We start from the raw sequence: 19,317 nt of genomic DNA on the forward strand, positions 1-19,317 counted from the left end.
GCCGATGTGAACCGCGCCGCCATTCTCATGCCGGATACCTCCGTCCCGTTTGCCGGTGGTCTCTCCTCGCGCAAACCTCGTCATAGTCCCCAGCACAAAAGAAACGTGTGAGGAAACATGACTGAGAGCATCGTTGATGCCGTTGCCCCGTCGGTCGCGGCGCCTGGAGCGGTGTCGCCGCGAAAAGTGTTTTGGGCGACCTGGTTCGGCTGGATGCTCGATGGCTTCGATTCCTCGATGTACGGTTATATCCTGGTCAGCGCGCTGAGCGAGCTGTTGCCCGCCAGCGGCATCGAGCCGAGCAAGGCCAATATCGGCATCTACGGCGGCCTCTTGTTCTCGATCTTCATGCTGGGCTGGGCCTGCTCGATGGTCTGGGGCTGGGCCGCGGATCGTTACGGGCGCGTCAGGATCATGTGCTGGACGGTGCTGGTCTACTCGCTGTTCACGGCGCTGTGCGGGCTCGCGACGGGTATCGTGATGTTCGCATTGTTTCGCTTCGTCGCCGGCTTCGGCATCGGCGGCGAGTGGGCGGCGGGCACGCCGCTGCTGCAGGAATCCGTGCCCGAGAACACCCGGGTGCGGCTCGCTGGATGGCTGCACACGGCCACGCCGACCGGACTGTTCCTCGCCGCCGCCGCCACGCTCGCGATCGGCAGTACGCTCGGCTGGCGCGGCATGTTCCTGCTCGGCATCCTGCCGGCGCTGCTGATTGCGTATCTGCGCAGCAACATCCCCGAACCCGAGCACAGCGCGTCGCGCAAGCAGCCGTCGGTCGCGGCCTTGTTTGCGGGGGATCAGGCGCGCACCACCTGGGCCGCTGCGCTGATGATGGCCTGTATCATCTTCGGCCTGTGGTCGTCGAACTTCTGGGCGCCCACCGTGATTTCAACCAAGCTGGCCGCAGCCGGCGCAACGCCGGCGCATGCGCAGGAGGTGGGGGCGGTCGCAGGCTTGATCACCAATGTCGGCACGCTGATCGGCTGCCTTCTTGTGCCATGGATCACCGGCTGGCTCGGTAGCCGGCGCCGTACCGCGGTGCTGTTCTTCATCGGCGGCCTGATTTCCGTCGTGGTTTGCTATGAGGTAGCCATCGAATGGCTCGACAGTCTGGTGCTGTTCATGGCTTTGCTGCCGGTGCTGGGCTTCTTCACCAATGGCGTGTTCGGCCTGTTCACGATCTGGCTGCCGGAGATGTTTCCATCCGCGCTACGTGGCTCGGGCTCCGGTTTCGCCTTCAGCATGGGCCGCGTGCTCGGCGCCGCCGGCCCGACCTTGATCGGCGCGCTCGCTGCCCGCACCGGAAGTTTCCCGCTGGCGATTTCGATGCTGTCGCTAATCTATGTAATCGGTCTGCCGTTGATCGCCCTCGCGCCGGAGACGGCCGGCAAGCCGCTCGCGAAATAGCAAGCGCAGGCGGCAAGCGAGAGCCGGTCAGATCGCAACCTTGATCCGGCGGTTCTGGCGGCCCTTGTTGTCGATCTTGACGATGCGTGCGGGTCGGGTGCGCCCTGTCGACGCCAGATGCGTCCCGCCGCAAGCCTGGCGATCAAGGTCGAGGATTTCGACGATGCGAACGAGTCCATCGTCCCCGGCCGGCGGCGCGACGGCCTTGCTGCGGAACAGGCCGGGCACAGCCTGCGCTTCGTCGTGTGGCATGAAGATGCTGCTCACCGGAAGATCCCGCCGAATGACCTCGTTCAGCGGCGCCTCGAGCGCCCGCAGCGCGTCATTGTCGGCTCCCGGCAGATCGAAATCGACGCGGAACGTGGCGTCGGCGTTGAGCTGGGCGCCGGTGAGAAGAGCGCCGCCGAACTGCGTGTAGACGAGTGCATTGACGACATGGGCGAGCGTGTGCAGCTCGCACATCAGGGCGCGAAATGCCGGCTCGACCTCGAGCGTCACGTTGCCGGAGGGCAAGGCTTCGCCGGCAAACAGATGCCACAGGCCGCGCTCGTCGCGCTCAAGTCCGCTGATGGGCAGCACGCCGCCGGACCATCTCAGGACACCCCGGTCCGGAAGCTGCCCGCCTCCTCCGGGAAAGAACGGCGAGCGCTCGACAAGGACGGCGCCTGGCCTGGCGTCGCGCACCTCGGCTTCGAACTGCAGGATTTCGGGATGATCGTGATAGAAGGCTCGCGACATCGATGACGCGCCTACGCCGCCGGCTTCGCGGCCGCTGGCGCCTGCGCAGCCACGAGTGGCTTCGGCGCCTTGTCGACCTTCTTCGACCACGATCGGTAGTAGGCGAGCACGGTCATCAGCACGATGCCGATCACGCTGACCACGATCTGCATCCAGAGGCTGCCGGAGACCTCAACCAGCACGACATGCGCGATCACGGCAAGGAAGACACCCGAGCAGAACACCTCGAGCGACTGCTGGCCGCATTTGATAATCGGCTGGAACAGCGGCCATTCATATCCGGGCCATTCGCGCGGCAGGAAGCGCGTGACGAAGAAGGCGAGGACCACGAAGTGCAGCACGCGATACGGCGCGAGGTTGGTCTTGTCGTTGGGATTGAAGGCATCATAGAGCCAGGCCGGCATCGCCTGACCGAGTTCGGGGACGCGGCCCGCCAGCGTCATGACCAGTGCAAACAACAGATAGGCGCCGCCGAGCCAGAGGAAGGCGCGCGAGCGGATGAAGGCGATCGATTCACTGGCGCCGCCGAGCGCGAACCAGCCGCCGAACACGAACAGGAACTGCCAGCAGAACGGGTTGAAGTACCATGAGCCGGACGGATAGGCCGGCAGATTCCAGCCGAAGTGGCGTGCGGCGAGATAGAGCAGGAACGAGGCGGCGAGCGTCAGATTGAGCTTCCGCAGCATCGCCCACAGCACCACCGGATAGACCAGCATCAGCGCGATGTAGAGCGGCAGCACGTCCATGTTGACCGGCTTGAACGCCAGGATCAGGCCCTGATAGAGCGTCTCCGCCGGGTTCTGCATGAAGCCCGCGACGTTGAATTCGTTCTCGAGATTGGGGTCGTGATAGCGCTGCGCGAGATAGCCGATCTCGGCGATGTATATCACGAACAGCAGGACATGCGCGACGTAGATCTGCCAGGCCCGCTTGATCAAGCGGGTGGCGCCGATCACGGTGCCGCGTTCGAGCATCATCCGCGCATAGACAAAGGAGGCAGTGTAGCCGGAGATGAAGACGAACAGATCGGCCGCGTCGCTGAAGCCGAAATTCTTCTGCGTGATCCAGTTCACCGCGTTGTTCGGGATGTGATCGAGATAGATCGCCCAGTTGGCGAAGCCGCGCAGCAGGTCGAGGCGATAGTCGCGACCACGCGGCGGCAGAACAGCCTTGACGTCCATCGGTTCGGTCCCCATCCCCTATGCCCGCGTCTCAGGTCGCGGGGCGTCCACCGCGTCATACTAGAACAGGATTTCGACGGTTGTGTATTGGTTTTCTGGGAAACGATCGTCTCAACAGCAGGTCAAACAGCGCTGAATTTGGATCAAATCGTTCGGGCCGCGCGTCGCCGCAAGTTTGTCCATTTCTTGCGCGACAAAACCACGAGTTGTACCACAGAATCTATCGCTGGGGATAGAAATGACGTTGCACTCGCTTCGATCGGCCCGTTCCGCACGCACCATCGTCGGCCTTGCCACAGCCCTTGTGATCGGGCTTGCGTCGCCGGCCGTTGCACAACAGTCGCCGGCCGGGACCTCGCTGGCCCGCGTGCTCGTGCTCGGCACCGGCGGCACCATCGCGGGCCAGGCCAATGCGCGCGCCGGCAATGCCTATGACTCGGGCAAGGTCAGCGCGGCCAACCTGATCGCGGCCATCCCGGGCATCGACGGACTCGCCCAGATCTCGGCTGAGCAGATCTCGTCGATCGGCTCGCAGGACATGAACGACAAGGTCTGGTTCGACCTCGTCAAGCGCATCCGTACCGCTGTTGACAACAAGGAGGTCGACGGCATCGTTATCACGCATGGCACCGACACGATGGAGGAGACCGCGTTCTTCCTGCAAAACGTGCTCGACACCGACATGCCGGTCGTGCTGGTCGGATCGATGCGGCCTTCGACCGCAATCGGCGCCGATGGTCCGGCCAATCTCTACGAAGCGATGCGGGTTGCGTCCGCGCCGGAATCTCGCGGCCGTGGCGTGCTCGTGGTGCTCAACGACACCATCCATGCTGCACGCTGGGTGCAGAAGACCAATACCACCAGCGTCGAGACCTTCCGTTCGCCCGATGCCGGCCCGGTCGGCTATGTCGACACCGGCGCGCTGCGTTTCCTGCAGCCGGCCGCAGCCGTCAAGGGGGCCAAGCTGAAGTTGCCGGATGCGCCGCCCTTGCCGCGGGTCGACATCATCTACTCGCACGCCAACATGGATGCCGCGGAGGTCGAGGATGCAGTCAAGCGCGGCGCCAAGGGTATCGTGCTGGCCGGCGTCGGTGACGGCAACTCATCGAAGGGCGCGATCGATGCGCTGGCGGCCGCGGCGAAGCAGGGCGTTGTGGTGGTGCGCTCGACCCGCGTCGGCTCGGGCTACGTCAACCGGAACGTCGAGGTCGAGGACGACAAGCTCGGCTTTGCGGTCTCGCTCGATCTCAACCCGCAGAAGGCGCGCGTGTTGCTTGCGCTCCTGATCGCCAACGGCGTCACTGAGTCTGCGGCGGTTCAACAGGCGTTCGCGCAGCCGTGATCGAGCGATAATAAGCGCCATGTATCTCGGGAACGATCTCGGCACTTCGGCGGTCAAGACCATTCATGCGATCGCCGCTAGGGGCGGTAAACCGTTGGCTTTGACGCACCGCCCGTGAGCCTTGTCGCCGGTGGCTCCGCCGCCGCTTGCGCTGTTCGCCGCGCCGCGAGCAGCAGGCCGTGGGGCTCCGCGATCGGCGACATCACCGTGGTGACGGGAACGCCAATGATCTCGGCGATCTCCCCGCAGGAGAGATCGATCATTTCGCGTAGCGCGATGGCCTCGCCGGGCGGCGCGGCCAGCTCACCGACGAGTTGCCGGCGTGGCGCGCCGCCCGGACTTGTCCTTGATGCCGGCATCGTCCGCCGCTATGCGGTCGCCGAGTTTTTCCTGGCAGACGGTTTTGAGGATCGCGAGCAGCCAGCGCCTGATGGTAGTGCCGCGAAGGTCGTCGAACCGGCGCGGTGCGCGCAGATCGCAGTCTTGCGCGGGTTGTCTGCGTCCACCTCGGTTCGGATCAGCGCCTGCTGCTGGCGCCGATTGCTGCTGCACACGCAGGGCGCGGGCCGCAACGTCAGCGACATCGCCTATACGGCCGGCTTCAACGACCTGTCCTATTTCCACCACGCCTTTCGCCGCAAGTTCGGTGCAGCGCCGGCGGAGCTGCAGATGGAACTGGGCCGCCGGCATTGAACGCGTTGCGCTACTGACGTAGATCAGGGGACCAGCTTCATCCCAACGCGTGTGGTCTCAATGCCCCTCTGGACTTGCGAACAATGCGGCGCGCAATTTCCTGAAACGGCGGCGCCGCCATCGTCCTGCCGGATCTGCGAGGACGAGCGCCAATACGTGAACTGGAAAGGCCAGGAATGGCTGACGCGCGAGAAACTCGCCGAACGGCATCGGCTCGTCTGGCGCGACGATCTCGGCCTCGTTGGGCTGGCGCTCGAGCCGTCCTTCGCGATCGGCCAGCGTGCGCTGCTGGTGCCGGACCGCGGCGGCTGCGTGATGTGGGACTGCGTGCCGCTCGCCACGCCAGAGGCGATCGCGCATGTCAGGTCGCTCGGCGGGCTAAAGGCGATCGCGATCTCGCATCCGCATTATTATGGCGCGGTTGCCGACTGGAGCTTGGCGTTCGACGATGCGCCGGTCTATCTGCACGGCGACGACGCGCAATGGGTGACGCGGCCCTATCGGTCGATCGTGCCGTGGCAAGGCGACAGCCACCGCATCTCCGAAGACATACTCTTGCTGCGCGGCGGCGGCCATTTCGCCGGCGCCACCATGTTGCATTGGCGCCGGGGCGCCGACGGGCGCGGCGCGCTCCTGACCGGCGACATCGCGATGGTCGCGATGGATCGCCGCTCGGTCAGCTTCATGTACTCCTACCCGAATTACATCCCGCTCAACGCTTCCGCAGTTCGCCGCATCGCGCGCGCGGTCGCGCCGCTGGCCTTTGACCGGATCTACGGCGCCTGGTGGGGCAAGAACATTGCTTCCGATGCCAAGGCGGCGTTCGACCGCTCGGTCGAGCGCTATCTCGCGGCGATCTCGGACTGACGGTTCCGCCCCCGCTCGTCTTGCCAGGCGGCGCTATCGCGCTATATCAGGGCTTTCCCGCCACTTTCCTGTTGTCCGAGTTTCTGCATGACCACAACTGCCGCCGCCGAATCCCAGCCGTTCCAGGCCGAGGTTGCCGAATTGCTGCACCTGATGGTGCATTCGGTCTATTCCGAGACCGACATCTTCCTGCGCGAACTGATCTCGAACGCATCCGATGCTTGCGACAAGTTGCGCTATGAAGCGATCGCCAATCCTGGCCTGATCACCGACGGCGCGCCGCCGGAGATCAGGATCGTCCCGAACAAGGCGGCCGACACGCTGTCCGTGGTTGACACCGGCATCGGCATGGAGCGTCAGGAGCTGATCGACAATCTCGGCACCATCGCGCGTTCCGGCACCAAATCGTTCCTGTCGAAGCTGACCGAGGCCAAGGACGGCGCCAATCTGATCGGCCAGTTCGGCGTCGGCTTCTATGCCGCGTTCATGGTAGCCGATAAGATCGTCGTTACCAGCCGCCGTGCCGGCTCGGACGAGGTCTGGGTATGGTCGTCGGAAGGCGGCAGCGGCTTCGAGATCGCCCCGGCCAGCGAGGAGGCCGCCAAGCGGGTCGCGCGCGGCACCGAGATCGTGCTGCACCTGAAGAAGGATGCCGCCAAGTATCTCGAGGCTTACGAGATCGAGCGCATCGTTCGCGAGTATTCCGACAACATCCAGTTTCCGATCCTCTTGGTGCCGGAGGAGGGCGAGCCACGCCAGATCAACTCGGCGAGCGCGTTGTGGCAGCGCGCGAAATCCGAGCTCAAGCCGGAAGACTATGCGCAGGCCTACAAGCAGATCGCGGGCGCGTTCGACGAGCCGGCGATGACGCTGCATTACCGCGCCGAGGGCCGGCAATCCTATGCCGTGCTGCTGTTCGCGCCGTCGCAGAAGCCGTTCGACCTGTTCCAGGTCGAGCGCAAGGGCAAGGTGAAGCTCTATGTCCGCCGCGTCTTCATCGCCGACGACGCCGAGCTGCTGCCCGCGTACCTGCGCTTCATTCGCGGCGTGATCGACAGCGAGGACCTGCCGCTCAACATCTCGCGCGAGATGCTGCAGAACAATCCGCAGCTCGCGCAGATCCGCAAGGCGGTCACCAGCCGGGTAATTGGTGAGCTGGAGCAACTCGGCGACAAGGAGCCGGGGGCCTTCACCAAAATCTGGGACGCGTTCGGCCCGGTCATCAAGGAAGGCCTGTGGGAAGATTTCGAGCGCCGCGAGAAGCTTCTGGCGCTTGCGCGCTTCACTACGACATCGGGCGAGAAGCGCTCGCTGAAGCAAATTGTCGACGACTTCAAGCCGAACCAGACCGAGATCTATTACCTGGTCGGCGACAGCGTCGAGCGGCTAAAGTCGAACCCGAAGCTGGAATCGGCGCGCGCCCGCGGCATCGAGGTGCTGCTGCTCACCGATCCCGTCGATGCGTTCTGGACCTCGACGCCGCTCGAATTCGGCGGCAAGCCGCTGAAGTCGCTGAGCCAGGGCGATGTCGATTTCGGCCTGATCCCGCTCGACGACGACAAGGACGACAAGAAGGACGAGCCCGCCGCCGATGCCGCGACCACGATCGCTGTCATCAAGAATGCGCTCGGCGAGCGCGTTTCCGATGTCCGCGCCTCGCAGCGGCTGACCGCGAGCGCATCGTGCCTTGTCGCCGGCGGCGATGCGCGTGATCGCGCGCTGGAGCGTTTGCTCGCCCAGCAGAATCGCGGCGAGATCACCAAGCCGATCCTCGAGATCAACCTGCGCCACCCGCTGGTCGCCGCGCTCGCGACCGACACCGCGCAGGCGAAGGACCTGTCGCTGTTGCTGTTCGAGCAGGCGCAGATCCTCGACGGCGAGATGCCCGACGACCCCGCCGCATTCGCGAGCCGCCTGAACCAGCTCGTGCTGCGGGGATTGGGGAAGTAGGCCCTCGTAGCCCGGATGAAGCGCAGCGCAATCCGGGGCGGCTCCATCCTTGGATAGTGCGGCTCCGGATTGCGCTACGCTCCATCCGGGCATGCATTCTACAATGGCAAAGCTGACCGGGCGTCAACTGGACGCTTGACAGCTAGCGGCCAAGTCATGTTATGTTATAACATAACATCAATTTACAAGCCCATGTCCCGCCGCCGTCTATCCCTCCAGCAACTGTTTGATCTCGATGCAAAAACTCCCCGTCACCATCTTGTCCGGCTTCCTCGGGGCTGGAAAGACCACTTTGCTGAACCATGTCCTGAACAACCGCGGTGGCCTGAAGGTGGCGGTGATTGTGAACGACATGAGCGAGGTGAACATCGACGCCGACCTCGTCCGCGATGGCGGTGCGAACCTGTCCCGGACTGACGAAAAGCTGGTCGAGATGAGCAATGGCTGCATCTGCTGCACCCTGCGCGACGATCTGCTGAAGGAGGTGCGCGCGCTCGCCGAGAGCGGCCGGTTCGATTATCTGCTGATCGAATCCACCGGCATTTCCGAGCCGTTGCCGGTTGCCGCGACCTTCGAGTTTCGCGACGAGGACGGCAACAGCCTCTCCGATGTCGCACGCCTCGACACTATGGTCACGGTCGTCGACGCCGCCAATCTGCTGAAGGATTATGCCTCCACCGATTTTCTCAGCCAGCGCGGCGAGGCGCTCGACGGCGACAAGCGCACCTTGGTCGATCTGCTGGTCGAGCAGATCGAATTCGCCGACGTCGTCGTGCTCAACAAGGTCGATGCTGCGACCCCGGCCGAGCGCGCGGCCGCGACGACCATCGTGCGCGCACTCAATCCCGACGCCGACCTCGTCGAGGCGAATTTTGCCAAGATCCCGTTCGACCGCGTGCTCGACACCGGCCGCTTCGTCCATGAACGCGCGCAGCAGCATCCGCTCTGGCACAAGGAGCTCTACGGCTTTGCCGAGCATGTGCCGGAGACTGAGGAACACGGCATCACGAGCTTCGTCTATCGCGCGCGCCGTCCGTTCGATCCGGTACGGTTTCACGGCTTCCTGCGCGAGAGCTGGCAAGGCGTGATCCGCGCCAAGGGCCATTTCTGGATCGCGACGCGCCCGGACTGGTGCGCGGAGATGAGCCAGGCCGGTGCGATCGTGCGGACCGAAGGCCTTGGCTCGTGGTGGGCCGCAATCCCGCGCGAGCGCTGGCCGGATCATCCGGATTGGCGACTGATGATGCAGCGGAGCTGGAACGATCTCTACGGCGATCGTCGGCAGGAGCTGGTGTTCATCGGCTCCGGCATGAACCAGGACGACATCCGCCGCCGTCTCGATGCCTGCCTGATCACCGGCCGACCGGGCATGGACCCGCAGGCCTGGGCAAAACTGCGCGATCCGTTTCCGCCGTGGCGACGAGCGGGCGAGGCGGCGTGAGCCCTCTATGTCCGTCACCCTGAGACGCCACTTCGCGGCTCTTCAGGATGACGGGCGCCATTCGGGCAAGAGTTTCAAAACCCCGTCCCAACGCGCGCCGCATCTGCTAGAGAGTCTTGCACAGGCAGAAACAACACGGCGTTGCGATGGCTGGCGGCAGCGAGATCTTCTACGGCGGCATTCCGGTGTTTCGCGGCTTCGCGCGCCTGATGGAACCGGCGCTGTATGCGCCGCTGCCTGACGACTGGACGGTCGGCGTCGCCGATATCGTCGAGTCCACCAAGGCGATCGCGGCGCAGCGCTACAAGGCGGTCAACATGGCCGGCGCCGCGGTGGTCGCCTCCGTCACAAATGCGTTGGATGGCCGCGAATTCCCCTTCGTGTTCGGCGGCGACGGCGCGAGCTTCGCGGTCGCGCCTGCCGATCTCGACCGCGCGCGCGAGGCGCTGGCGGCGACCGCGCGCTGGGTGCGCGACGACCTCGACCTCGTGCTCCGGGTGGCGCTGGTGCCGATCGCGGCGATCCGCGCCGCGGGTGCCGACGTCCGCGTCGCGCGCTTCGGCCCGTCGCCCAATCTGTCCTATGCGATGTTCTCCGGTGGCGGCCTGGCTTACGCCGATGCGGCGATGAAGCGCGGCGAGTTCGCGGTCGATCCGGCGCCTGAGGGCACGCAGCCCGATCTGTCCGGCCTGTCCTGCCGCTTCGAGGTGATGCCATCGGCGCGCGGCGTGATTCTCTCGGTGCTCGTGTTGCCGGCGAAGAACGCCGATCCCTTGGCCTTCCGCAAGGTGATCGAGGATATTGTCGTCCTGGTCGAGCAGAGCCCGGAGGCTGGACGGCCGGTGCCTGCAAACGGTCCGCCGCTGCGTTGGCCGCCGCAGGGGATGGAGTACGAAGCGCGCGCGCGACGCGGCGGCTCGCTCGCGCTACGCCGTGCCACGGTGCTCGCGTTCACGCTGTGGGCCTACACGCTGATGCGGTTCAATATTCCGGTCGGCAAGTTCGTGCCGAAAAACTATGTGCGGCAGCTGGTCGAGAATTCCGACTTCCGCAAGTTCGACGACGGCCTGCGCATGATCCTGGATTGCACGCCGGAGCTCGCCGCCGAGCTCGAGCAGCGCCTGGTCGCCGCAGCCGCGCAAGGTATCGTGCGCTATGGCTTGCACGAGCAGGATGCCGCGATGATGACCTGTTTCACGCCGTCGGTCATGCGCGCCGACCACGTCCACTTCATCGACGGCGCCCGCGGCGGCTACGCCTCCGCCGCCAACGTGCTGAAGACGCGCGCGGTGTGACTTGTTGCAACATCGGGACTCTGCTTCTCTCCCGCTTGCGGGGGAGGTGAAGGAAAAATCCCGCCTCGCGCTTACCGCCCGATGCGCGTCCAGGTCTCGCCGCCGCAGAGCGCGCCGACGCAGCCTTCGACCCGCAGCGTGCTCTCGCCGGTGACCGAGATGCTGCTCGCATAGGTACCGCCATCGTCGGCATTGTAGATCTGGCCCGACCATTTGCCCGCGGCAACCAGCTGCATGCCGGAGAACAGCGGCAGCCCGACGATCGGCCGGTTGGCCAGCGACGGATTGCGATTCTTGTTGTCGACCTGCGGCTTGCCGGTCATCGGATCGATCGGGTCGCGCAGGCTCACCACTACGCCGCAGATGCCGCCACCGCATTTGCTGATCTTGACGCGGGCATCGCCGGCCTGGGTCTGCCAGACGCCGAAAGGCTCAGGCGCACTCTGTGCATGCGCAGCAGGCACGGCAAGTGCCGTCGCAATGATTGCAATCACGAATCCGAATTTGCAGGCCATGGCTGTTCCCCAGAGGTTGGCCTGCATAACAAGTCGAAAGATTTCCGCAATGCCATATTCGCGCGATCAGGCGCGCGATACCCGGAAAATTTGCTGCTTTCTTCCCTGGCTGGTCATGCTCAGGCAACGCGCCGTGGCACGCACGGTAGTCATCCCCAGCGGGTCAGCCGAATCGATATGATCGTGGCGAGGCCGAACGCCACCATGGCGCCGCCGACCAGGGCAAATAGTGTCCACGCCGGGGCGCTCATGGTCGCAAGCCACCAGCCGCCGATGCCGACCAGCAACAGGCGGATGGTCCCGGCCAGCACCGGCCCGCCGACCTTGGCTGCGCCCTGCGAGGAAAAATACAGGCAGACGCCGACGCCGAAGAAGCCGAATCCCGGGCCGGCCAGCGCGAAATAGGACGAGGCTGCGGCGGTCACGCCGGGATCGGTGGTGAACAGCGCAATCCACAGCGTCGGTTTCAGTGCGACCACAAGTCCGACCAGCCCGACGACAAGCCCGGCCACCGTGCCGGCCGTCCACGCCACCTTGCGGGCGCGCGCGACGAGGCCGGCGCCGATTGCCATGCCGACCATCGGCACCGAGGCGACGCCGACCGCAAAGGCGATCGGGATCAGCAAAAATTCCAGCCGCGAGCCCATGCCGTATCCGGCCAGCGTCTCGGTGCCGAAGCCGGCCAGGATCTTGGTGAAGATCAGGATCGTCAGCACGCTCTGCAGCGGCGACAGGCATGAGATCGCCCCCACCTTGAGGATGTCGAGGAACATCGCGCGCTGGAAACTGAATGCGGCGAAGTCGAGCTTCAATCGGCTGCGACCAGAGGCAAGATACCAGGCGAGGAAGATCGCACCGCACGTGAACGCCGTGAGCTGGCCAGCGGCAACGCCGCGCATGCCGAGGCTCGGCACGCCGAACAGCCCAAGTCCCAGTACGCCGCCGACCGCGATCTGCGTCAACGAGACGCTGATCAGCGTCATCGAGGGAATGCGCATGTCGCCAGTGCCGCGCACGACGGAGGCGAGCGTGTTGACCAGCCAGATCGAGATCGCGCCGGAGAACAGCACCTGCGAGTAATGCATCGACTGCTCGAGCACGCCGCCGCGTCCGCCGAGCAGCGCATAGAAGCTGCGGCCGAAGCCCAGCATCATCACTGTGAAGAACAACCCGGCGCACCCTCCGATGATCGCCGCATGCAGCGCGAGGTCGGCAGCCCGGTCGCGATCGCCGGCGCCGAGTGCGCGGCTGATCGCCGACGAGACGCCGCCGCCCATCGCACCGGCCGACATCATCTGCGTCAGCATCGCGAACGGAAACACCAGCGCGATGCCGGCCAGCGGCTCGGTGCCGAGCCGGCCGATGTAGGAGGTCTCGGCGACTGCGACCAAGGTCGAGCCGAACATCGCGATGGTGTTGGGGACCGCCAGCCGCAGCAGCGTCGGCAGAATCGGCGCCGTCAACAGATGATCGACCGGGACCGCAGGCGTGGCCGCGGCGGGGCTGATGTCGTCGATCGAGGCATCGATGGTCATGCGTCAGCGGCTCAAATGCGTTTACGGTTGGTCAGTTTATCCGCGAGTCCGCTTCGCCCCTCCCGCTTGCAAGCGGGAGAGGGGGCGCACTGCCGATGCGGCTGGACATCGATGCCAAAATAATCGGCCCGGGATCAATAAATGATGATTGACATGTTACGAGTCCCAGCCGGTCCTCGCCACCCGCGCCCGCGCAGGGGTCACCACGGCAGGCCGCATAGGTCGATCTTGCCCTGGCGCGGCGCGCGGACGATGTCGTTGACGAGCGGCGCCATCGCCTCGAAGCGGATCTGTCCGGAAGGCTGTTCGCAATGCACTTCGCCGGTGAAGGGATGCCAGCCGCGCGCCTGGTAGAATGCGAAATTGTGCGGTTCGCAGAATAGGATTGCAAATTTCACCGCGTCATTGGCACGAATGGTGTGCACGGCGGCATCTAACGCGAGCGACGCATAGCCGCGCCGCCGGCAGTCCGCGCGCGTCGAGACCCCGCCGATGCCGCCGACGTGCACCTTGTGGCCATTCCAGATGATCGTCCGGAAAAAGATACCGACGTGGCAGGCGAGCCCGCTGTCGTCGGGCGCGTCGAGCAGCACGCGCAAATCGGCGTGAGCCCATTTGATGTCCGACCATGCCTTCTTTTCCATGACATCCGGGCTCCAGACCGCTCGGAGCAGCGGCTCGGCGCGTCGCCACGACGCATCTCCGTTGAGAATGTCGATTTCGATGGTCATCGCGCTGGGTCCTGGTCTGGTCTTCGGCTGCGCCGATCTGTCATACACGATCCGAAAATGCGGTGTTTCTCCGCCGTGGAACCTTCTATAAGGGGGACCCGTTAAGTGTAGTCTCCCACCCTCTGTTGGACATTACCCCATGACCTTCACGCTACCCGATCTGCCCTATGCCCACGACGCCCTTGCGCCCTACATGTCCAAGGAAACGCTGGAGTTTCACCACAACAAGCATCACCAGGCCTACGTCACGAACGGCAACAACGCGATCAAGGGGACCGAATTCGAAGGCAAGTCCCTCGAGGAGATCGTGAAGACCTCGTTCGGCAAGAACGCGGCCGTCTTCAACAATGCCGGTCAGCACTACAACCACATCCACTTCTGGAAGTGGATGAAGCCGAATGGCGGTGGCAGCAAGCTGCCCGGCCGGCTGGAGAAGAAGATCAACGAGGATCTCGGCGGCTTCGAGAAGTTCAAGACCGACTTCGCCGCCGCCGGCGTCGGCCAGTTCGGCTCCGGCTGGGCCTGGCTGCAGGTCAAGGGCGGCAAGCTCGAGATCGCCAAGACCCCGAACGGCGAGAACCCGCTGGTCCACGGCGCGGTGCCGATCCTCGGCGTCGACGTCTGGGAGCACTCCTACTACATCGACTACCGCAACCGCCGTCCGGACTATCTGAAGGCGTTCGTCGACAGCCTCGTCAACTGGGATTACGTCGACGAGCTGTTCGGCAAGGCCGGCTAGGCGTAAGCGCTGTCATTCCGGGGCGACGCGCAGCGTCGAGCCCGGAATCTATCGAGCCGCACGTTCGGTGGATAAATGGATTCCGGGCTCAGCCCTGCGGGCTGCCCCGGAATGACGTTGAGAGAGTTTTCGAGGGCGGCAGCCACGGCTGCTGCCCTTTTTGTTTCCTTGCGACGACCGTAACGTTGCGGCACAACGTTCCGAATGGGGCAACTCGCAAGCTATCTCATCGTCTTCTTCGGCGGCGGTCTCGGAGCGACGCTGCGCCATCTGATCAACGTCACCTGCGCGCGCTGCATCGGCACCGCGTTTCCTTACGGCACCTTCATCATCAACATCACGGGCTCGACCGTGATGGGCCTGATCGCCGGCTATCTCGCCTTCAAGGGCGAGGCCTCGCAGCCCTGGCGGCTGTTCCTGATGACCGGCATCCTCGGCGGCTACACCACTTTCTCCGCCTTCTCGCTCGACACCGCGCGCTGCTCTATGAGCGCGGCGAGCTTGGGCTTGCCGCGTTGTATGTCGCCGGCTCGGTGGCACTGTCGATCGCGGGTCTGTTCGCCGGGCTTGCGATCGTCAGGCATCTGACCTGACGTGCTCTTCGTCGTCATTCCGGTCGAGCAGGGTAATGCGCCAGGAGTGACCGTGAGGTGAGCACGCCTCTCAGGCTCCCTCTCCCCTTGCGGGAGAGGGCGGGGAGAGGGGGCCCCGGGCGGGTTGATCGAAGAGTGCACCGCTCTCGCAACTTTGTTTGCTTGTCGTCTAACCTATGCGGAGGGGCCGCATCGTGTGGCACCCCTCTCCCCAGCCCTCCCCCGCAAGAGGGGAGGGGAGCCCTGCCGCCGATGTGTCCCTCACGCGCGAGTTGCCCGACGACGCAAAGCCCGCAACGCTGTAATCCGTTCATTTCGGGAACCCGCCAACCGGCTCCGCCGGCGGCGCTTCCCGCCTCCAAATTTCCCTTTGGTAACCTCGCCTTAACCATGATTAGCGTTTGGTTAGGGTCGGAATGCCGCGTGAAAAGCCCTCGTTTTGACATGTTGGCAGGGGAAGCAGGGCCCGGCTTCGGACGGGCCCCCCATGCGACAGATGTAAGAGGCTCTCGCGCAGTTTTTTGCCGCGCCGGGCGCGCGGCCGTCGAACCGGCGCCGATTGGCGGCCCGCCTGATTGGGACACTTGCGTTGAGAGGATATTGCCGATGAATCCCGCCGACGTGGCGCAGTCAACTCTGCCACTGGCATCGAGCGACGTGTCGCTCATCGCGTTGTTTTGGCAGGCCCATTGGGTCGTCAAATGCGTGATGCTGGGACTTCTGTCCTGCTCGGTGTGGGTCTGGGCGATCGCGATCGACAAGATCCTGCTCTACGCCCGCACCAAACGGGCGATGGACAAATTCGAGCAGGCGTTCTGGTCCGGCCAGTCGATCGAGGAGCTCTACCGGGCGCTTTCGGCCAAGCCGACCCAGTCGATGGCGGCCTGTTTCGTGGCCGCGATGCGGGAGTGGAAGCGCTCCTTCGAGAGCCAGTCGCGGTCGTTTGCCGGCCTGCAGGCTCGAATCGAGAAGGTCATGAACGTCTCGATCGCCCGGGAGGTGGAGCGGCTGGAACGCCGGCTGCTGGTGCTGGCGACCGTCGGCTCGGCCGGCCCCTTTGTCGGCCTGTTCGGCACCGTCTGGGGCATCATGTCGAGCTTCCAGTCGATCGCGGCCTCGAAAAACACCTCTTTGGCGGTGGTGGCGCCCGGTATCGCGGAAGCGCTGTTTGCGACCGCAATCGGCCTGATTGCCGCAATTCCGGCGACTATTTTCTACAATAAGTTCACCTCGGAGGTGAACCGGCAGGCCGCGCGCCTGGAGGGGTTCGCCGACGAGTTCTCCGCCATCCTGTCGCGTCAGATCGACGAGCGGGGCTGAGATTTATGGTGGTCACCCTTGTGAGCGCACGATCATGGCGATGAGCATGGCAGGGTCCGGTGGTGGCAGACGCCGCCGCGGCGGGCGTAAGCCGGTCATGGCCGAGATCAACGTCACGCCGATGGTCGACGTGATGCTGGTGCTCCTGATCATCTTCATGGTCGCGGCGCCGTTGATGACGTCGAACATCGACATCGACCTGCCGGTTGCGAGCGGCGGCAAGTCGATCTCGTCGAACCAGCCGCCGCTGACGCTGTCGGTCAAGCGCACCGGCGGCGGCTGCAACTCGAATGTCGAGCTCTATCTCGGCGACGCGCCGGTCACGGCCGCCGATTTTCCGGCCAAGATCAAGGCGATCGGAGATGCCCGGTCGGATGCCGAAAAGGTGGTCTATCTGCGTGGCGACAAGGACGTTTGTTACACGGATATGATGAAATTGCTCGGGGAGGTCCGGGCCGCGGGATTCAAGGCGAATATCGTCATCATCCCGGAAGGCGGATAGCCACCATGCCAAGGCACGGGGAAGCCTGATTTGAAGGTCAAGGTCGACAAGACTCTGGCGGCATCGATTGTCCTGCACGTCCTCGTGATCGGGTGGGGCCTCGTCTCGTTTTCGACCAGGGCTTACGTGATGCCCGAAGAGGAGTCGGTCGCCGTCGATGTGATCTCGCCCGACCAGCTCTCCCATGTCATGGCCGGTCAGAAGGACGGCAAGAAGGAAAATCCCAAGCCGCTGGTCGACAAGGTCGCCGAAGCCAAGCCGGTCGACGACACCGTCGGCAAGGTTGAGGAGAAGAAGCCGCCTGTCGTGACCGACACCGCGCCGCAGCCGGCGCCGAAGGTGGAGAAGCCGGAGGACAAGAAGCCGGATCCGCCGAAGAAGGTCGAGAACAAGCCGAAGGAAGAGCCGAAGCCGGTCGAGAAGAAGCCCGATCCGGTGAAGCCCGATCCGATCGCCGAAGCGATCAAGAAGGAAGAGAAGAAGCCGCCCCCGAAGCCTGTCGCACAGGCCGCCAAGCCGCCGCCCGAGCAGAAGCCGAAGGATCGCGTGTTCGACCAGAGCAAGATCGCAGCGCTGCTCGACAAGCGTGATCCGACTCGCGCTGCGGCGACCGGCGATGCGCTCAACGCCAACGCCGCGCTCGGCACGGCCAAGGGCAAGGCCGCCGACAACTCCGCGACCTGGGGGGCGATGTTCAAGCAGCAGGTCGAGCGCTGCTGGAAGAAACCCTATGGCGGCATCGAGGCGCAGCAGACCGAGGCCGTGTTCTCGATCAAGCTGAAGCGCGACGGCTCGCTCGAGGGCATGCCGGTGCCGGAAGGCACGCCGTCGACGCCGTATCTGCGGGTGTATCAAGAGAGCGCGCTGCGCGCGATCATCGAATGCCAGCCGTACAATTTGCCGGCGGCTTTCTTCGACGAATGGAAGTATTTTGCACCGGTGTTCACAGAGCGAAAGACCTGAGGACGGCCGCATCGCTTGGCCAATAGCAAACAAAGTTTACCGACAATGACCGACCAGAATGATTTGCATGCAATGACCTTTCGCCTCAATCGCCGACAGATGATCTCCGGCATGGCCGCGCTTGGCGCGCTCGCCGGAAGCCGCAGCGCCTTCGCCCAGAAACGCATCATCGTTCCCGAAGGCGACTTCGCGCCGCTGCCGATCGCGATCCCGAATTTTGCCGCCGGCACGCCCGGCGACACCGAGGTCGGCGTCGGCGTCACGCAGGTGATCACCAACAATCTCAAGCGCAGCGGATTGTTCGCGCCGATCGATCAGGCCGCCTATCTCGAGAAGCAGATCAACATCGACGCGGCGCCGAACTTCAACAACTGGAAGAGCATCAATGCGCAGGCGCTGGTGACCGGCCGGATGACGCGCCAGGGCAACGGCCGCGTGAAGGCGGAGTTCCGGCTCTGGGACGTCAACACCGGCCAGCAGCTCGCCGGCCAGCAGTACGACACCTCCGCCGAATACTGGCGGCGCATCGCGCACATCATCTCCGACCAGATCTACGAGCGGCTGACCGGCGAGAAGGGCTATTTCGACACCCGCGTCGTGTTCGTCGACGAGAGCGGCTCGGCGGATCGCCGCGTCAAGCGCCTCGCGCTGATGGACCAGGACGGCGCCAATGTGCGCTATCTGACCCGCGGCTCGGATCTCGTGCTGACGCCGCGCTTCTCGCCGTCGACCCAGGAAATCACCTATATGGAATTCGGGCAGGGCGACCCGCGCGTCTATCTGCTCAACATCGAGACCGGCCAGCGCGAGATCGTCGGCAATTTCCCGGGCATGTCGTTCTCGCCGCGCTTCTCGCCCGACGGCCAGCGCGTCATCATGAGCCTGCAGCAGGGCGGCAACTCCAACCTGTTCGTGATGGACCTGCGCTCGAAGTCGATGACCCGGCTGACCGACACGCCGGCGATCGATACCTCGCCGTCCTATGCGCCCGACGGCACGCGGCTGTGCTTCGAATCCGACCGCGGCGGCAAGCCGCAGATCTACGTGATGCCGGCAACCGGCGGCGCGGCCCAGCGCATCTCGTTCGGCGACGGCACCTATTCGACGCCGGTCTGGTCGCCGCGCGGCGACTACATCGCCTTCACCAAGCAGGGCGGCGGGCAGTTTGCGATCGGCATCATGAAGCCGGACGGCTCCGGCGAGCGCATATTGACCTCGGGCTTCCACAATGAAGGCCCGACCTTTGCGCCGAACGGGCGTGTCGTGATGTTCTTCCGCGATCCCGGCGGCAACAGCGGCCCGTCGCTGTTCACCATCGACGTCTCCGGGCGCAACGAGCTGCGGGTGCCGACCCCGGGTTTTGCCTCGGATCCCGCTTGGTCGCCGCTGTTGTCGTGAGGCTCGCGCAGAGCTCCTCCGGGGAACCCCGTAGGGGGTCGGCACTTCTTACCTAGCGCACTGAAACTTATGCCGAATTTCGGCTATCAATTAGCCGCGGCAACGAC

At 64.6% G+C, this 19,317-nt stretch carries 17 protein-coding genes and 1 pseudogene; 13 read left to right on the forward strand and 5 right to left on the reverse strand.

The window, feature by feature from the left end; genetic code table 11:
- The first annotated feature begins 117 nt into the window (after positions 1 to 117).
- Complete coding sequence (locus ACVISU_RS27625) at positions 118 to 1,407, forward strand: MFS transporter (RefSeq protein WP_050404456.1); 1,290 nt, start codon at positions 118 to 120, stop codon at positions 1,405 to 1,407.
- Between the two features lie 27 nt (positions 1,408 to 1,434).
- Here ACVISU_RS27625 and ACVISU_RS27630 read toward each other — a convergent pair whose 3' ends face one another.
- Together ACVISU_RS27630 and ACVISU_RS27635 are read right to left on the reverse strand one after the other, a co-directional pair.
- The gene (locus ACVISU_RS27630) at positions 1,435 to 2,145 is read right to left on the reverse strand and encodes an alanyl-tRNA editing protein (RefSeq protein ID WP_456708968.1); all 711 of its coding nucleotides are present in this window, start codon (positions 2,143 to 2,145) and stop codon (positions 1,435 to 1,437) included.
- Between the two features lie 11 nt (positions 2,146 to 2,156).
- Positions 2,157 to 3,326 carry an OpgC domain-containing protein gene (locus tag ACVISU_RS27635; RefSeq protein ID WP_456708969.1) on the reverse strand — a complete coding sequence of 390 codons (1,170 nt, stop codon included), beginning with the start codon at positions 3,324 to 3,326 and terminating at the stop codon, positions 2,157 to 2,159.
- A 238-nt stretch (positions 3,327 to 3,564) separates the two neighbouring features.
- On the opposite strand from ACVISU_RS27635, the gene ACVISU_RS27640 reads away from it, so the two are divergent.
- The 6 genes from ACVISU_RS27640 to ACVISU_RS27665 all read left to right on the forward strand — a co-directional run bounded on the left by ACVISU_RS27640 (position 3,565) and on the right by ACVISU_RS27665 (position 10,914).
- Positions 3,565 to 4,668 carry an asparaginase gene (locus tag ACVISU_RS27640; RefSeq protein WP_456708970.1) on the forward strand — a complete coding sequence of 368 codons (1,104 nt, stop codon included), beginning with the start codon at positions 3,565 to 3,567 and terminating at the stop codon, positions 4,666 to 4,668.
- A gap of 225 nt (positions 4,669 to 4,893) precedes the next feature.
- Positions 4,894 to 5,361: a helix-turn-helix domain-containing protein gene (locus tag ACVISU_RS27645; protein WP_456708971.1), complete on the forward strand. Its 468-nt coding sequence runs from the start codon at positions 4,894 to 4,896 to the stop codon at positions 5,359 to 5,361.
- 60 nt (positions 5,362 to 5,421) lie between these two features.
- Positions 5,422 to 6,228: an MBL fold metallo-hydrolase gene (locus ACVISU_RS27650; protein WP_456708972.1), complete on the forward strand. Its 807-nt coding sequence runs from the start codon at positions 5,422 to 5,424 to the stop codon at positions 6,226 to 6,228.
- A gap of 87 nt (positions 6,229 to 6,315) precedes the next feature.
- Positions 6,316 to 8,178 (forward strand): molecular chaperone HtpG, encoded by a 1,863-nt coding sequence (htpG, locus tag ACVISU_RS27655; RefSeq protein WP_456708973.1) that lies wholly within the window; start codon positions 6,316 to 6,318, stop codon positions 8,176 to 8,178.
- A 235-nt stretch (positions 8,179 to 8,413) separates the two neighbouring features.
- Positions 8,414 to 9,619 carry a zinc metallochaperone GTPase ZigA gene (zigA, locus tag ACVISU_RS27660; protein ID WP_456708974.1) on the forward strand — a complete coding sequence of 402 codons (1,206 nt, stop codon included), beginning with the start codon at positions 8,414 to 8,416 and terminating at the stop codon, positions 9,617 to 9,619.
- Between the two features lie 146 nt (positions 9,620 to 9,765).
- The gene (locus tag ACVISU_RS27665) at positions 9,766 to 10,914 is read left to right on the forward strand and encodes a DUF3095 domain-containing protein (RefSeq protein ID WP_050404463.1); all 1,149 of its coding nucleotides are present in this window, start codon (positions 9,766 to 9,768) and stop codon (positions 10,912 to 10,914) included.
- A gap of 71 nt (positions 10,915 to 10,985) precedes the next feature.
- Here the strand turns inward: ACVISU_RS27665 and ACVISU_RS27670 are convergent, their stop codons facing one another.
- From ACVISU_RS27670 to ACVISU_RS27680, 3 genes are all read right to left on the reverse strand, one after another.
- Complete coding sequence (locus ACVISU_RS27670; protein WP_456708975.1) at positions 10,986 to 11,429, reverse strand: DUF2147 domain-containing protein; 444 nt, start codon at positions 11,427 to 11,429, stop codon at positions 10,986 to 10,988.
- 149 nt (positions 11,430 to 11,578) lie between these two features.
- Positions 11,579 to 12,964 carry an MATE family efflux transporter gene (locus ACVISU_RS27675; protein WP_456708976.1) on the reverse strand — a complete coding sequence of 462 codons (1,386 nt, stop codon included), beginning with the start codon at positions 12,962 to 12,964 and terminating at the stop codon, positions 11,579 to 11,581.
- Positions 12,965 to 13,164: 200 nt separating this feature from the next.
- Positions 13,165 to 13,695: a GNAT family N-acetyltransferase gene (locus tag ACVISU_RS27680; protein WP_456708977.1), complete on the reverse strand. Its 531-nt coding sequence runs from the start codon at positions 13,693 to 13,695 to the stop codon at positions 13,165 to 13,167.
- Between the two features lie 139 nt (positions 13,696 to 13,834).
- Here ACVISU_RS27680 and ACVISU_RS27685 point away from each other — a divergent pair, with 139 nt between their 5' ends.
- The 6 genes and pseudogenes from ACVISU_RS27685 to tolB all read left to right on the forward strand — a co-directional run bounded on the left by ACVISU_RS27685 (position 13,835) and on the right by tolB (position 19,210).
- Positions 13,835 to 14,434 (forward strand): superoxide dismutase, encoded by a 600-nt coding sequence (locus ACVISU_RS27685; protein ID WP_456708978.1) that lies wholly within the window; start codon positions 13,835 to 13,837, stop codon positions 14,432 to 14,434.
- Positions 14,435 to 14,638: 204 nt separating this feature from the next.
- Positions 14,639 to 15,027: pseudogene (crcB, locus tag ACVISU_RS27690) on the forward strand (fluoride efflux transporter CrcB).
- Positions 15,028 to 15,633: 606 nt separating this feature from the next.
- On the forward strand, positions 15,634 to 16,347 hold the full coding sequence (gene tolQ / locus ACVISU_RS27695) for a protein TolQ (RefSeq protein ID WP_016846954.1): 714 nt from the start codon (positions 15,634 to 15,636) through the stop codon (positions 16,345 to 16,347).
- Between the two features lie 34 nt (positions 16,348 to 16,381).
- Positions 16,382 to 16,849 carry a biopolymer transporter ExbD gene (locus ACVISU_RS27700; protein ID WP_016846953.1) on the forward strand — a complete coding sequence of 156 codons (468 nt, stop codon included), beginning with the start codon at positions 16,382 to 16,384 and terminating at the stop codon, positions 16,847 to 16,849.
- Positions 16,850 to 16,879: 30 nt separating this feature from the next.
- Positions 16,880 to 17,812 (forward strand): cell envelope integrity protein TolA, encoded by a 933-nt coding sequence (locus tag ACVISU_RS27705; RefSeq protein WP_456708979.1) that lies wholly within the window; start codon positions 16,880 to 16,882, stop codon positions 17,810 to 17,812.
- Between the two features lie 72 nt (positions 17,813 to 17,884).
- A complete protein-coding gene (tolB, locus tag ACVISU_RS27710; RefSeq protein ID WP_050404484.1) occupies positions 17,885 to 19,210 on the forward strand; it encodes a Tol-Pal system beta propeller repeat protein TolB in 1,326 nt (441 codons plus the stop codon).
- Positions 19,211 to 19,317 lie beyond the last annotated feature (107 nt).

The sequence above is a fragment of the Bradyrhizobium sp. USDA 4452 genome, from assembly GCF_054063575.1.